This is a genomic window from Tenacibaculum todarodis (assembly GCF_001889045.1).
Taxonomy (GTDB): domain Bacteria; phylum Bacteroidota; class Bacteroidia; order Flavobacteriales; family Flavobacteriaceae; genus Polaribacter; species Polaribacter todarodis.
In genome coordinates this window covers 2,889,889-2,905,377 of the sequence record NZ_CP018155.1, presented here as the reverse complement: position 1 = coordinate 2,905,377, position 15,489 = coordinate 2,889,889, and the positions used below count along the sequence as shown (strand labels likewise).

Genomic DNA, 15,489 nt, shown 5'->3' with positions numbered 1-15,489 from the left:
GTTTTATTATGAAAGCTTTAAAATATATTTCAACCTTTTTATTTATTGGAATTTTACTATACTCATGTGGTGCTGCTCCAATAAATAATTCTTCCGAAGTAAAAGAAGAGCCTGTTGTTATTGCAAATGACAGTTTAGAGTATCAAATTATAATTATTGATATTGGTTTTACAGCTTACCTAAATGCTACTGCTTTTCCTCCTGGATATTATTCTCAAACCTATTTAGAAAACAGAAACAAAATATTTGTTACCAATTGGAATATGAGAGTGAATAATCCGTCGAGATTCAACCCAAATATCTACGAAAACATAATTGACTACCAATCTACGGTAGATTATGGTTACGATGTAAACTATAAATTATTTAACTACTTTTTATTTGCACAACGCAAATACAATATGAGTTTAGGTCTTGGAAATAGAAGACAAGTACGTTAATTAATTTTTGTAAAAGTTACAAAACTATAATCGTGCTTATTCTTTTCATCTGCTTTAAAGTCTTTTCGAGCAGTTTCTTCCCAAATTTTTAAATCAATTTCCGGAAAATACACATCTGCCTCAAAGTTTTCATGCACAATAGTTACATCTAACTTATCTACTAAATCATTTTCCAATGCTTGTTTGTAAATTTGTGCTCCACCAATTATAAAAGCATTATTACCTTCTGCCAAGTCAATTGCTTCCTCTAAACTGTTTGCAACCAAACAACCGTCCATAAAATAATTATCATTTCTGGTAATAATTACTGAAGTTCTGTTTGGCAATGGCTTCCCTATGGATTCAAACGTATTACGCCCCATTAAGATATGATGACCTGTAGTAGTTCTTTTAAAACGTTTTAGATCGGCAGGTAAGTGCCAAATTAAATCGTTGTCTTTACCAAGTTCGTAGTTTTTTCCAAAAGCTGCAATTATTGTTATCATATTTAGGAATGTTTTTAAAGTAAAAAATCCTTAACTTTCTGAAAAACAGATTGTTAAGGATTTTAATTTGCTTTTTAGCGGTCTGGACGGGATTCGAACCCGCGACCTTCGCCGTGACAGGGCGACATTCTAACCAGCTGAACTACCAGACCGTTGCTATTAGCGGATGCAAATATACACTTGTTTTTTAGTTCTCCAAAGAAAATTATATTTTTTTTTGCCTACTTATTAAATAAGTTGCTAAAACTTCTTTAAATCCTTTATTGATATCTACAGGAACATAATCAATCTTATATTGTAAGCAACTATTTTTCAATTCCTTAAAATAATTCGAAACAGATTCTTTGTATTGTTCTTGTATATTTTCTGAATATAAATTTATTTCTTCTTTTGTTTCAAGATCTACAAATTTTTTGGGAGCACTGTCAAAATCGAAGTTAAATTCGGTCTTTCCATCATACGTATGAAACAAAACTACCTCATGTTTGTTAAATTTTAAATGACGAAGCGCCTCAAACATCTCTTCTTTATCTTTTGTTGTTTGAAACATATCTGTAAATAAGAAAATTAAAGAGCGTCTGTGAATGTTTTCTGCAATTTCATGTAAATATTGATAGGTTTCTGTGGTAGCAGTAGATTCTGAAACTAACAATTGCTCTAACTGATTTAACAACATCTTTCTGTGGCGCTCACTTCCTTTTTCTGGAGCGTAAAATTCATAACTATCAGAATACACACTTAAACCCACAGCGTCTCTCTGACGCTTTAAAATTTCCATTAAAGAAGCTGCAGCAACCGCAGCATAACCAATTTTATTTAGATGATCTATCGTTAGCTTTTTTACAACTGGATAATGCATTGATGCTGAATTATCTACAATTATATGGCAACGAAGATTCGTTTCCTCTTCGTATTTTTTGGTATATAATTTTTCAGTTTTAGCAAATAGCTTCCAATCTATATGTCGTGTGCTTTCCCCTTTATTATAAAGTTTATGTTCAGAAAATTCCACTGAAAACCCATGAAACGGACTTTTATGCATTCCAGTTATAAAACCTTCAACAACTTGCTTTGCAAGTATGTCTAAGTTTTTTATTTCTGATGATTTTACTTCGGATAAATTCATGCTATTTTTTAATTTCTTGGGCTCTAGTTAAATTGTCTGTTGTTTGTAATAATTTTTTCATTAAAACCGGATTGTAATTAGGGTTTTCAGCAAAAAACTCTTGTAAAATAATATTTGCTTCTTTTGATGAATAATTACCAATTGAACTCGCTAACCATCCTTTAGGGAAGAAAATATCTCCTGTTAGTTGCACTTCTTCTAATTTCTCTAAAACCGATTTTAAATGTTTTGTTGAAGAATCTTGCCTTAACGGATGATGTATATTGCTCAATGCTGTTTGCACCCAAGATTCTTTTTCTCTGTTTTCTTTTTCTAAAAGAGATTTCATAAAGTTATCTCTAACAGTTTTATCTGAATATAAAGAAGGCAACATCCATTTAAAGCGTTCCAGTCTATCTGAATTAGATATTCTTGTCTGTTGTTTTTGAAGAACTTCTGGCGTTTTTGGGTGTTTATATATTGCCAACTTCATTGCTAAAGAAGTAAAATTGTTTTCATTTAAAAAGAGATTTTTAATTGTTTTCTTTTTAGACCAAATAGCATATAAATTAGCTGTTCCTTCTTCAGAAATTGCAATTGATTGATACAAACCAAATAATGTTTTTTTAATGTTTGCAGGTAAATCTTTTTCTAACAATTTGTATAAATCATTATTTACATAATACTGTAATTTATTTTGAGCTTCTTCATTTAAAAAAGTCCAAAATATATTCTGAATTTTTCCTGACAAATAACTCACAATCAACTCATTTTTTTCTTGTTGAATTGCATTAAACATAACTTGATACACATTTAATGGAGCAACTTCTCCATTCAACATATTTTCATATAAATTTATAAATTGATATCCTCTTGAAACATCATCGGTTATATTTTTATATGAATTAATTACATCTTTATCTACTGGAAAAACCCCATAACCAAATCCGTTTGTGTTATATAAAATTTGAGTTGGTTTAGGTAAATCGTTAGCTTCTGGAATTATTACTTTTCCTTCAGAAATTGAAACATTAACCTCATTGACTTCATCTCCATACACTAACTGAATTTTAAAAGATTGTGGCCAAATTTTATCGGATCCATCTTCTGCTTTTTGATGAATAGCAAACGATGTTACTTTTTCATTTTCATCAAGTTGAATCTCCTCCGAAAAAACAGGTCTTCCTGAAGAATTCACCCAAACATCCGACCAATTTTTAATATCTTTTGATGAATTTTCATCTAAAATAGAAACCAATTCACCCCAATCTGCATTAGAATTTGCATAGGTTTTTATGTATTCTTGGATTCCGTTCTTAAACGCTTCTTCACCTAACAAATACTCCAATTGACGCATCATAATTGGTGCTTTGTTATAAATAATTCTTCCATATAAAGAACCTGCATTTTTAAGATTTCCTAATTCTTGACGAATAGCATTTGTTCCTTTTGTTCTGTCTTCGGAATATGCGCTTGGATAATGCGACATCATAAAATTAAGTTCATGATTTACTTCCGGAAAAACAGGATTCATAATTTTATCTGCCATAAAATTAGCAAACACTTCTTTCATCCAAACATCATTAAACCACTTCATGGTAACTAAATCTCCAAACCACATGTGCGAAGTTTCATGTGCAATTAATTTTGCTCTATTTAATTTTTGTTTTTGAGTAGCGTTTTTATCTAAAAATAATGAAGATGCTCTATATTGAATTGCGCCAACATGCTCCATTCCTCCATATTGAAAAGGCGGAATTGCAGCAAAATCCATTTTTTGAAACGGGAATTTAACCTGCGTATATTCTTCTAAAAAGTCTATTGATTTTTGATGAATATTAAAAACTTCACCTACACTTTCACTAATCTTTTCTTTGTTGTTTTCTCTGTATAAGAAACGCATATCAAATGCTCCTGGATTCTTAGTTTCTGTAGTAAATTTCCCTGCAACAAACGAGAATAAATAGGTACTCATTAAGTCAGTTTTCTCAAAAACATGTTCTATAAAATCACCTTTAGACGTTGAACTCTCTTCAAAACCTCCACATAATACTTCCCAATCTTTTGGAGCTGTAATTGTCAATTTATAATTAGCCTTAATATCTGGCTGATCAAAACAAGGAAATAAAGTACTTGCTCTATCTGGCACTAATAAAGTGTATAAAAACTCTTCATTTCTATTCAAGGATAATTCTCCTGCATCAAATAAAATTTCTATAGAATTTTTACCTAGTTTAAGTTTAGATCTATCAATAACTAGATGTTCATTCTGATGTTTAATTTCTGAATCCACATCATTTACTTTTAATGATTTTAAGTTTGAAGTATCTTCATTAAAATCTAGAAAAATAGCATGTTTTAAATCATGAATAGTAAGGTTCAACACTAATTTAGACGCAATTGAAGTTGTTTTCTCCTTCGGAATATTAAAATCTAATTTATAAACAACATCAGAAATTTGTTGTTTTCTGTATTTAGCTAATTCAAAGGAAACTCCTTTTTCCAATACTAACTTTTCTTCTTTATTATTATTACAAGAAATTAATATCAACAAACTTAAAAGGAACGAAAAAAAGTATTTCATTTTAGGTAATAATTTAGATTCTAAAAATAAAAAAAGGTTTGACGTTAGCCAAACCTTTTATAAATTATAAAGTGTTAATACTACTAAATAGCAGCATCTATTTTACCTGTATAAACATTTTTAGGTGCAACACCTACTTGTTTATCTACAACTTCTCCGTTTTTAAAGATTAAAACAGTTGGTATATTACGTACTCCGTATTTTGCTGCAAATTCTTGATTTGCATCTACATCAACCTTACCTACAATTGCTTTACCATCGTATTCTGTACTAATTTCATCTACAATTGGTCCAACCATTCTACAAGGTCCACACCAAGCTGCCCAAAAATCAACTAATACTGGTTTGTCAGATTTTAATACTACATCTTCAAAAGTTGCGTCTGTAATTTCTAATGCCATTTTATTTATATTTTAAATTGTTATTCTAGTTTTATTATACAAAAGTAAGCAAATATTTTGCCAAAACAATTTTATCAAAATTACTTTTGCTTATCTGTCTATCAAAGGATTCTATCCTTACAAACAACAACTCGCTTAAATAACTAAAAAATTGAAGATGCAATTTTATGAATGTTATCGCTTTTACCCATAGAATAATAATGTAAAACTGGAGCACCTGCTTCTAATAATTCTTTAGATTGTTGAATTGCCCATTCTACACCAACTTCTCTAACATCCTTATTTGTTTTACAAAGTTCTACTTCATTTATTAAATCTTCAGGTAAATCTATCTTAAAAACCTGTGGCAATAATTGCAAATGTCTTTTTACAGCTAACGGTTTAATTCCCGGAATTATAGGTACATTTATTCCTGCTTTTTTAGCAGCTTCTACAAACTGAAAATACTTCTGATTATCAAAAAACATCTGTGTAACAACATAATCTGCACCAGCGTCTACTTTTTCTTTTAAACGTTTTAAATCCGTTTGTAAAGAAGGTGCCTCTAAATGTTTTTCAGGATAACCTGCTACTCCAATACAAAAATCAGATTTATGATTTGCTTCAATTACGTCATGTAAATATTTTCCACAATTTAAGTTCTGAATTTGCTCCACCAAGTCTTTCGCATAATGATTCCCATTTTTAGAAGGCTCAAAATATTTTTGATGACTCATTGCATCACCTCTCAACGCCATAACATTCTCTATACCAAGATAATGGCAATCCACTAAAACATATTCAGTTTCTTCTTTAGAAAAACCTCCACATAGAACATGTGGTACAGTATCTACATCATATTTATGCTTAATTGCAGCACAAATACCAACGGTTCCAGGACGCATTCTGGTAATTTTTCTATCCAACAAACCATTACCTTTATCTAAATAAACATACTCCTCTCTAGAAGTTGTAACATCAATAAATGGCGGTTTAAACTCCATTAAAGGATCTATATTATTATATAAATCTTGAATATTATTCCCTTTTTTAGGCGGAATAATTTCAAATGAAAATAATGTTTTTCTGTTTGCGTTTTTTATATGTTCTGTAATTTTCATCTAGCTGAATTTATTTTCAATTCTTTAGAAGAAATAGGCAATTGTTAATGCAGTAATAGTTAATGTTAAAAGCTTTAGAAAGAATACGAACTCTAACCTATGTTTTTTCATCTGATTTATTTTCCTGCAAAACTCTTATTTCTTCTTTTATTAGTTGTTAGTTTAAATAAAATTAATTGTTAATTAATTATTTCTTTTGGGCGTTACCTTTCAGGTCGCGCTTTTCGTTATATCTTTTTATTTATGCTTAACTTGTTTCAGTATCTTTTCTTATTTAGAACTAATTTTATTTTTTTATGATAGATACTGAAACAAGTTGAAAATAAAAAGGATGCCACTGCAATCGCTAACGCAACTTGTTTGCCTGCGTCATTGCGAACAAAGTGAAGCAATCTATTATTTAACAAAAAATTACTTCGTCATTCTTTCTCCTAATAACATTTTATTGGTCTGCTATATTTGGGTGCAACCATTTTCTAGCCTTTTCTTTTTTAATTCCTTTTCTTGTTGAATAATCACTTACTTGATCATCTGTAATTTTACCTAAACCAAAGTATTTAGATTCTTTATTGGCAAAATAATATCCCGAAACTGCTGCTGCTGGCCACATTGCTAAACTTTCCGTTAATTTTACACCAATCTTATTTTCAACATCTAACAAATCCCAAATTGTTTCTTTTTCTAAGTGATCTGGACATGCAGGATAACCTGGTGCAGGTCTAATTCCTTTGTAACTTTCTTTAATTAAATCGTCATTAGATAACGTTTCTTCTGAAGCATAACCCCAATGTTTTGTTCTAATTTGTTTGTGCAAATATTCTGCAAATGCTTCTGCAAAACGGTCAGCAATTGCTTGTGCCATTATTCCGTTATAATCGTCTTCTTTTGCTCTGTAACTATCTGCTAATTCTTGAGCTCCAAAAATTCCAACACAAAAAGCACCCATATAATCTGTTTTACCAGATTCTTTTGGAGCAATAAAGTCAGCCAAAGCATGATTAGGAATTCCTTCTCTTTTCTTTAATTGTTGACGTAACGTTCTAAAAACGGCTATTTCTTCTCCTTTTTTCTGAACAGAAATATCATCTTCATTGATAGAATTTGCTTCAAACAAACCAAAAATTGCTTTTGGTTTTAACAATTGTTTTGCAATAATTTCTTCAATCATTGCTTGTGCTTCTTCATACATTATTGATGCTTGTTCACCAACAACTTCATCCGTTAAAATAGCTGGAAATTTTCCATGCAAATCCCAACTTCTAAAAAACGGACTCCAATCTATAAAAGGCACCAATTCTTTTAAACTTAATTGTTCTAAAGTCTGAATTCCTAATTCTTTAGGTTTTACAATTTCTGATGTTTCCCAATCGATTCTATATTTGCGTTTACGAGCTTCATCAATAGAAATATATGATTTTTCTTTCCCTCGTTTTAAAAACTTGGTTCTAAATTCATCATAATTTTTCTTTAAATCAGCAACGTATTGATTATTTGTTTTCTTATTTAATAAATCACCCACAACAGTAACTGCTCTAGAAGCATCATTTACATGAACCACTGCATTTTTATATTGCGTATCAATCTTAACAGCTGTATGTGCTTTAGATGTTGTTGCACCACCAATTAATAATGGCAATTCAAAATTTTGACGTTCCATTTCTTTGGCTAAATACACCATTTCATCTAAAGAAGGCGTAATTAATCCACTTAAACCAATGGCATCTACATTTTCTCTTTTTGCAGCTTCAATAATTTTTTCTGGCGGAACCATTACACCTAAATCTACAATTTCGTAATTGTTACAACCCAAAACAACAGACACAATATTTTTACCAATATCATGTACATCACCTTTTACAGTTGCCATTAAAATTTTACCAAGTGCTTGTTGTTCTTCTCCTTTCTCGGCTTCAATAAACGGATTTAAATAACCTACCGCTTTTTTCATTACACGAGCAGATTTTACTACTTGCGGCAAAAACATTTTTCCTGCTCCAAATAAATCTCCAACCACATTCATTCCTGCCATTAAATTACCTTCAATAACTTCAATTGGTTTATCTGCAACTTGTCTTGCTTCCTCTACATCTTCAATAATAAAAGCATCAATTCCTTTTACCAAAGCATGTGTAATTCTGTCTTGTAAAGCGTTTTCTCTCCAAGATAAATCTACCGTTTTCTCTTTTTTAGAACCTTTTACAGTTTCAGCAAAATCCAATAAACGTTCTGTTGCATCTTCTCTTCTGTCAAGAATTACATCTTCAACGTGTTCTAATAAATCTTTAGGAATATCATCATAAACTTCCAATAAGGCGGGATTTACAATTCCCATATTCATACCAGCTTGAATAGCATAGTACAAAAATACAGAGTGCATTGCTTCACGAACTCCATTGTTTCCCCTAAAAGAAAACGACACATTACTTACACCTCCACTTACAGAAACATTTTCTAGATTTTCTCTAACCCATTTTGTTGCTTCTATAAAATCGATAGCATTTCTTCTGTGTTCATCCATTCCTGTTGCAACAGGAAATATATTTAAATCGAATATTATATCTTCAGAAGGAAAACCAACTTTGTTTACTAAAACATTATAAGATCTTTGTGCAATTTCAATTCTACGCTCGTAATTATCTGCTTGTCCAACTTCATCAAAAGCCATTACAATTACAGCAGCTCCGTAACGTTTTATTTGTGTTGCCTCCCAAATAAATTTATCTTCACCCTCCTTAAGTGATATTGAATTTACAACACATTTTCCTTGAACAACTTGTAAACCAGCCTCAATAATTTCCCATTTAGAACTATCAATCATCATTGGCACTCTACAAATATCAGGTTCTGCAGCAATTAAATTTAAGAAACGAACCATTGATTCTTTTCCATCAATTAAACCATCATCCATATTAATATCGACAATTTGTGCTCCTCCATCTACTTGATGTCTTGCAATTGCTAACGCTTCATCAAATTTTTCTTCTTTGATTAATCGTAAAAATTTACGAGAACCCGCAACATTAGTACGTTCACCAACATTTATAAAATTACTGTTTTCATTCAAAATTAGAGGTTCTAATCCCGATAAACGCATGTATTTCGATTGTTTTACTTTCATTACTTATAATGTTCTACTGTTGGAAAAGGTTCATAAAAATGATGTAATAAGTTTTTCCATTCTTGGTATTCACTCGATTTTCTAAATCCGATTTCGTGATCTTCTAAGGTTTCCCAATTCACTAATAAAATATATTTATTTTCTTCTTCTATACATTTCTTTAACTGATGAGAAATATATCCTTTCATTGATGAAATTATCTTTTCCGCTATTTTAAAATTAGCTTCAAAATCTTTCGATAACCCTTCTTTTACATTTAAAATTGCTACTTCTAAAATCATATTTTAAATTAAAAAATTCCTACCTACGCAGGAATGACAGATTTACGAGGTTTGTATTTAGCTGCAATATTTGCTATCACGTTTATATGAGCCGGACTTGTACCGCAACAACCTCCAATAATATTTATTAAATCTTTCTTTAAATATTCTTCAATTTGTTCTCCCATTTCTTCTGGGGTTTCATCGTATTCTCCAAAAGCATTTGGTAATCCTGCATTTGGATGTGCTGAAATTCCGAAATTGGTTTTACTTGCAATTGCCTCTAAATGTGGCTGTAATAAATTTGCACCCAAAGCACAATTAAAGCCAACCGTTAATAATGGAATGTGAGATACTGAAATTAAAAAAGCTTCTGCTGTTTGACCAGATAAAGTTCTTCCTGAGGCATCCGTTATAGTTCCACTTAACATTATTGGAATCTCAATACCTCTTTCATCTTTCACCTCTTCAATAGCAAATAAAGCCGCTTTTGCGTTTAAGGTATCAAACACAGTTTCTACTAATAACAAATCTACACCTCCATCAATTAAAGCTTCTGTTTGTTGTTTATAAGCAATGCGTAATTCATTAAAAGTTACTGCTCTGTAACCAGGATCATTAACATCTGGAGACATACTTGCCGTTCTGTTTGTTGGTCCAATTGAACCCGCTACAAAACGAGGTTTATGAGGTTCTTTCGCTGTAAATTCTTCAGCAACTTCTTTGGCTATTTTTGCTGATTGATAATTTAACTCATACACTAAGTCTTGCATATTATAATCTGCCATAGCAATGGTAGTCCCAGAAAAAGTATTGGTTTCAATAATATCAGCTCCAGCCTCAAAATATTTTGCATGAATTGTTTTGATTGCTTCTGGCTGCGTAAGTGAAAGTAAATCATTATTCCCTTGAAGCGGAGATGGATAATCCTTAAACCGTTCTCCACGAAAATCTCCTTCAGAGAATTTATATTCTTGAAGCATTGTACCCATTGCGCCATCTAGCACAAGGATTCTTTTTTTTATTTCTGTATGTATGTTCGACATGTTTGATATTTTTTATCAGTATGTCATCAGGAAAGGTGTTCTTTTCGCTGTTATCTGTCAAGTTTGGTAAAACTTGTAGAATGTAGCACCTTCTTTTTCTAATTAAAGAAAAGGGTTGCTAAGGCTTCAACGGGTCTAATCCCTCTGCCTTTCGTGATAACGTATCAATAAGAGTATGAACTAAAGCACAAATAAACGTACTATTTTTTTATTTTCATAATTATATACGAGCAAATAAATTATTTTTCAAATAAAGTTGATGACAAGTATCTATCTCCTCTATCGCAAATAATTGCAACTATTACTCCTTTTTCTATTTGGTTAGCAACTTTTAGCGCAGTTGCAACAGCTCCTCCACTGCTCATACCAGCAAAAATTCCTTCTTCGGCTGCTAATCTTTGTGTCATAGCTTTTGCCTCTTCTTCACTAACTTCTATAACTTTATCTACTTTAGAAGCATTGAAAATAGCCGGAACATAATCGTCTGTCCATTTTCTTATTCCAGGTATTTTTGAACCTTCTTTTGGTTGCGCCCCAACAATAGTTATATTATCATTTTGTTCTTTTAAATAATCTGAAACTCCCATTATTGTTCCTGTAGTTCCCATTGCTGATACAAAGTGAGTAACTTCTCCTTCAGTATCTCTCCAAATTTCAGGACCTGTAGTTTTATAATGTGCTTTAGAATTGTCTGTATTATCAAACTGATTCAACCTAAAGTACCCTTTTTTATATTTTAACTTTAAGGCATAATCTCTAGAACCTTCCATACCTAATTCTTTAGGTGTAAGAACTACTTCCGCACCATAAGAACGCATAGTTTTTATTCTTTCTTCGGTTGAATTTTCTGGTAAAACCAAAACCATATTCACACCCAAAACTTTTGCCATTAAAGCTAATGCAATACCCGTATTTCCACTAGTTGCTTCTACTAAAGTATCTCCTACTCTTATGTTTTTTCTTTGGATAGCTTCATTAATCATGTTGTAAGCAGCTCTATCTTTAACACTACCTCCAGGATTATTCCCTTCTAACTTTAACAATAACTTTACACCTTCTTTTTGTAAAATATTTTGAACTTCCACCAAAGGTGTATTTCCAACAAAATCTATGATACTTTTTGTTTTCATGTGCTTATTTTTATACTTTATTATTGGTCACATGTGACCTTTGATAATTAAAAAAATCTTAAACTGTTTTAATGGTTTTTTTAATCATGTCGGTTTCATCTTGTTTTTTTAATAATTTTATTTTCCAATTTTTCAATAACAATTACGTCTTTTGGAATTGATTCTGTAACACAAACATTAGCTCCAATAATTGAGTTTTCTCCAATTACAACATCTCCACCAAGAATAGTTGCATTTGCATAAATTGTTACATTATTTTCTATTGTTGGATGTCTTTTTGTAGAAGCCAGACTTTTCTTTACCTGAATTCCACCTAAAGTAACTCCCTGAAAAATGGTTACATTGTTTTTTATAACAGTGGTTTCTCCAATTACAATTCCTGTTGCATGATCTATAAAGAATGAGTCTCCAATTTGTGCTCCAGGATGAATATCTGTCCCTGTTAATCCATGTGCAAATTCACTCATCATTCTTGGTAAAACAGGGATTTCTTGTTTTAATAATTGATGACTTAACCTGTAAACGGCAATTGCATAAAAACCAGGATATGCTAAATAAATTTCTCTTAAACTTTTTGCCGCTGGATCGCTATTTAAAGCAAATACTGCGTCTAAATCTAACTTTCTTCTTATTTCTTTGAATGAACTCTCAAAATCTAACCAAAAACAATCTTTGTTTTCAATTGATAATCTTTCTAAAATTTTGAAAAATTTATTTTTAGTTGCTGTTCCTTTTTCTTGTTGATAATTTTCATCAAAAAGGCAATTTATCAACTCTTTTGTAAAGATTTCTACAGCGTCTTTTAAACACATGCTGTAATTCTTTAATCCTATTTTGGGCGCTACCTCTTTCATGTCTAAGTAGTTTAAGATTCTGGAGCTAAAACCACTTCTAAACCATTAATTTCTGGTGTCATTTGTATTTGACAACCTAATCGGCTATTATCTTCAACATCAAAAGCTTCTGCTAACATTGCATCTTCATCATCTGACATTTCTGGCAACTGGTGATCAGATTCAATATAACATTGACAAGATGCACACATTGCTGCGCCTCCACAAATACCAATAGTTCCTTCTTCTGCTAATTCGTAAGAACGAACAACCTCCATTAGGTTCATTGCCATGTCTGTTGGTGCAACTACATCATGTGTTACGCCATTTCTGTCTGTTATTTTAATATTGATGTCTTGCATCTACTTTTCTTTTATTGATATTGTCTGCAAAGTTAAGCAAACCTAACAATGTAAATTATATATTTATAGGTAAAGAACATGAAAAGAAACAAATTGTTTCAAACAAGTTTAGCCCAGATTGAAGCATTTGTCTGAGCTCTTTTTTGCCTTTTTCAGGCAAAAAAAGCGAGTGCTGAAAGCTGGAAATAGCTTCTAAAAACATGCTATTGAATTGCTTTTACTACCGCTTTTGGCGCTTCTTTTTTTGTTCCATCGAAACCTTCTACACCACCAACTGTTGTATATTTCATAACATACTTCTTATCTGGAAAAATACGTTTGTACGCACTTTGACACATTAAAGTAGCCTCGTGAAATCCACATAAAATCAATTTTAATTTTCCAGGATAGGTGTTTACATCACCAATTGCATACACTCCAGGAATGTTGGTTTGATAATCTAAAGCGTTATTAACTTTTATGGCATTTTTCTCTATTTCTAAGCCCCAATTACCTATTGGACCTAGCTTTGGAGACAATCCAAAAAGCGGAATAAAGTGATCTGTGTCTATAATAAATGCATCTTCTCCTTTCTTTTCTACGGCAACTCCAGTTACTTTATCGGTACCTAAAATTCCTTTTACTTCTGCAGGAGTTATAATATTTATTTTTCCTAGATTTTTTAATTCTTGTGCTTTTTCTACAGAATCTAACGCGCCTCTAAACTCATTTCTTCTATGAATTAACGTTACTTCTGAAGCAACATCTGATAAGAAAATTGCCCAATCTAAAGCAGAATCTCCACCTCCAGAAATAACTACTTTTTTATCTCTATATAATTCTGGTTCTTTAATAATGTATTCCACACCATTATCTTCAAATTTTTCCAGATTTTCAATTTTTGGTTTTCTTGGCTCAAAAGAACCTAAACCACCTGCAATTGCAACTATTTTAGCATGATGTTTTGTTCCTTTATTTGTGGTTACAATAAAAGTTCCATCATCTTGTTTGTCTATTGTTTCTGCTCTTTCTCCTAGCGTAAAACCAGGTTCAAATTGTTTTGTTTGTTCTAACAACTTATCTGTTAAATCTCCTGCTAAAATTTCTGGATATGCAGGAATATCATAAATAGGTTTTTTCGGATAAATTTCTGAACATTGCCCACCAGGTTGTGGTAATGCATCAATTAAATGACACTTTAATTTTAATAAACCAGCTTCAAAAATTGTAAATAATCCTGTTGGTCCTGCTCCTATTATTAGTATATCTGTTGTAATCATTTTTTTTTATTTTTCAACCAAACTTTTTGTGAATTCGTTTAGTTTTTCAACTTTATCCTCAAAATCTCCTTTAAGGGTTTTTCTGTATTTATTTAAATTTTGTACTAAATCATCAATATTATCTGGAATTACTTCCTCAAAAAACTGACGTAATCTTTTGGCTGTTGTTGGCGATTTTCCGTTTGTAGAAATGGCTACTTTTACATTTCCTTTGGTTACAATTCCGCCCATATAAAAATCGCAATATGGCGGATTATCAGCAACATTTACCAATATCTTTTGTTCTTTGCAATCTTTATAGACCTGAATATTAACTTCAACTTTATCAGTTGTTGCAACTACAATGTGTTTGTCTTTTAAATAGGAATTATTATAACCATCAACAATCATTTTAATTCCGAATTTGTTTGCTAACTCTTTTGTTTCTTCCCTAAAAAAAGGAGAAACCATGGTTACTTTAGAGTTCGGACTCGATTTTAATAAAAAAGACAACTTTTCTAATGCTACAAAACCTCCACCAATAATTAGCGTTTCTAGCTGTTGTGTTTTTAAAAAGATAGGATATAGTTCGTTTTGTTCCATAATTCTATCCCTTTAAATATTTGCAAATTCTTGTTGAACATTTGCTAAAACTGCTCTATGTTTTACAACTTCACCCAAAATTATAATTGCAGGATTGCTTAATTCTTGTTCTTTTACAATATCTATAATTGTATCAACCGTTCCAATTCCAACTTTTTCGTTACTTCTTGTTCCGTTTTGAATAATTGCAACTGGTAAATCATTTTTATTTTCTTGTTGAAACAATTGTATGATTTCTGGCAATTTCCCCATTCCCATTAATACAACAACCGTCGCATTCGATTTTGCTGCCAATGCAACATCTTTCGATAATTTATGCTCTTTTGTTGTACCTGTAATTACCCAAAAACTTTCTGCGCTACCACGTTTAGTAACTGGTATATTTTGATATGCAGGAACTGCTAATGAAGATGAAATTCCTGGAACCATAGCGGTTTCTACTCCAAAATCTGCTGCATATTCCATTTCTTCTGCACCTCTACCAAAAATAAAAGGATCTCCACCTTTTAAACGAACTACATGTCCGTGCGTTTTTGCACGAGCAACAATTAATTCATTAATCTGTTCTTGTTGATACTTATAACAACCTCTTCGCTTTCCAACAAAAATTTGTTCAGCTTCTGGGTTTATATATGACAATAATTCTTCATTAACCAAAGCGTCATATAAAACTACATCCGCAGTTTTTAAGACTTTAATTGCTTTTACTGTGATTAAATCTATATCTCCAGGACCAGCTCCAACTACTGTTAATTTTGGATTTTTGAAACTCATTTCTTTATTT

General features: G+C 31.3%; 15 protein-coding genes, 1 tRNA gene and 1 riboswitch. Of the genes, 1 reads left to right on the top strand and 15 read right to left on the bottom strand.

What is annotated here, in order from left to right:
• Positions 1–8 precede the first annotated feature (8 nt).
• Entirely contained in the window at positions 9–440 is a 432-nt protein-coding gene (locus tag LPB136_RS13250) for a DUF6146 family protein (protein ID WP_072556794.1), read from the top strand.
• Here the strand turns inward: LPB136_RS13250 and LPB136_RS13245 are convergent.
• From LPB136_RS13245 to cobA, 15 genes are all read right to left on the bottom strand, one after another.
• Positions 437–925 (bottom strand): dihydrofolate reductase, encoded by a 489-nt coding sequence (locus LPB136_RS13245; RefSeq protein ID WP_072556793.1) that lies wholly within the window; start codon positions 923–925, stop codon positions 437–439. The two genes, LPB136_RS13250 and LPB136_RS13245, sit on opposite strands and share 4 nt — an antisense overlap.
• A 78-nt stretch (positions 926–1,003) precedes the next feature.
• A tRNA-Asp gene (locus LPB136_RS13240) sits at positions 1,004–1,077 on the bottom strand.
• Positions 1,078–1,130: 53 nt separating this feature from the next.
• Entirely contained in the window at positions 1,131–2,051 is a 921-nt protein-coding gene (locus LPB136_RS13235; RefSeq protein WP_072556792.1) for a DUF58 domain-containing protein, read from the bottom strand.
• Position 2,052: 1 nt separating this feature from the next.
• On the bottom strand, positions 2,053–4,614 hold the full coding sequence (locus LPB136_RS13230; RefSeq protein ID WP_072556791.1) for a M1 family metallopeptidase: 2,562 nt from the start codon (positions 4,612–4,614) through the stop codon (positions 2,053–2,055).
• Positions 4,615–4,697: 83 nt separating this feature from the next.
• The gene (gene trxA, locus LPB136_RS13225) at positions 4,698–5,015 is read right to left on the bottom strand and encodes a thioredoxin (RefSeq protein ID WP_072556790.1); all 318 of its coding nucleotides are present in this window, start codon (positions 5,013–5,015) and stop codon (positions 4,698–4,700) included.
• 143 nt (positions 5,016–5,158) lie between these two features.
• Positions 5,159–6,115 carry a methylenetetrahydrofolate reductase [NAD(P)H] gene (gene metF, locus LPB136_RS13220; RefSeq protein WP_072556789.1) on the bottom strand — a complete coding sequence of 319 codons (957 nt, stop codon included), beginning with the start codon at positions 6,113–6,115 and terminating at the stop codon, positions 5,159–5,161.
• Positions 6,116–6,557: 442 nt separating this feature from the next.
• The gene (gene metH, locus LPB136_RS13215; protein WP_072556788.1) at positions 6,558–9,233 is read right to left on the bottom strand and encodes a methionine synthase; all 2,676 of its coding nucleotides are present in this window, start codon (positions 9,231–9,233) and stop codon (positions 6,558–6,560) included.
• Positions 9,233–9,514 carry an antibiotic biosynthesis monooxygenase family protein gene (locus LPB136_RS13210; protein WP_072556787.1) on the bottom strand — a complete coding sequence of 94 codons (282 nt, stop codon included), beginning with the start codon at positions 9,512–9,514 and terminating at the stop codon, positions 9,233–9,235. The genes metH and LPB136_RS13210 overlap by 1 nt, the downstream gene beginning before the upstream one ends.
• Positions 9,515–9,537: 23 nt before the next feature.
• Positions 9,538–10,539: a homocysteine S-methyltransferase family protein gene (locus tag LPB136_RS13205; RefSeq protein ID WP_072556786.1), complete on the bottom strand. Its 1,002-nt coding sequence runs from the start codon at positions 10,537–10,539 to the stop codon at positions 9,538–9,540.
• A gap of 47 nt (positions 10,540–10,586) precedes the next feature.
• A riboswitch (SAM riboswitch) is annotated at positions 10,587–10,702 on the bottom strand.
• Between the two features lie 76 nt (positions 10,703–10,778).
• Positions 10,779–11,669 carry a cysteine synthase CysM gene (gene cysM, locus LPB136_RS13200; protein WP_072556785.1) on the bottom strand — a complete coding sequence of 297 codons (891 nt, stop codon included), beginning with the start codon at positions 11,667–11,669 and terminating at the stop codon, positions 10,779–10,781.
• A 95-nt stretch (positions 11,670–11,764) separates the two neighbouring features.
• Positions 11,765–12,523 (bottom strand): serine O-acetyltransferase EpsC, encoded by a 759-nt coding sequence (gene epsC / locus LPB136_RS13195; protein WP_072556784.1) that lies wholly within the window; start codon positions 12,521–12,523, stop codon positions 11,765–11,767.
• Positions 12,524–12,534: 11 nt separating this feature from the next.
• Entirely contained in the window at positions 12,535–12,864 is a 330-nt protein-coding gene (locus tag LPB136_RS13190) for a 2Fe-2S iron-sulfur cluster-binding protein (protein ID WP_072556783.1), read from the bottom strand.
• A 203-nt stretch (positions 12,865–13,067) separates the two neighbouring features.
• On the bottom strand, positions 13,068–14,123 hold the full coding sequence (locus LPB136_RS13185; protein WP_072556782.1) for an NAD(P)/FAD-dependent oxidoreductase: 1,056 nt from the start codon (positions 14,121–14,123) through the stop codon (positions 13,068–13,070).
• Positions 14,124–14,129: 6 nt separating this feature from the next.
• Positions 14,130–14,705 (bottom strand): precorrin-2 dehydrogenase/sirohydrochlorin ferrochelatase family protein, encoded by a 576-nt coding sequence (locus LPB136_RS13180; protein ID WP_072556781.1) that lies wholly within the window; start codon positions 14,703–14,705, stop codon positions 14,130–14,132.
• Between the two features lie 12 nt (positions 14,706–14,717).
• Positions 14,718–15,479, bottom strand: a complete 762-nt coding sequence (gene cobA, locus LPB136_RS13175) for a uroporphyrinogen-III C-methyltransferase (RefSeq protein ID WP_072556780.1) — start codon at positions 15,477–15,479, stop codon at positions 14,718–14,720.
• Positions 15,480–15,489 lie beyond the last annotated feature (10 nt).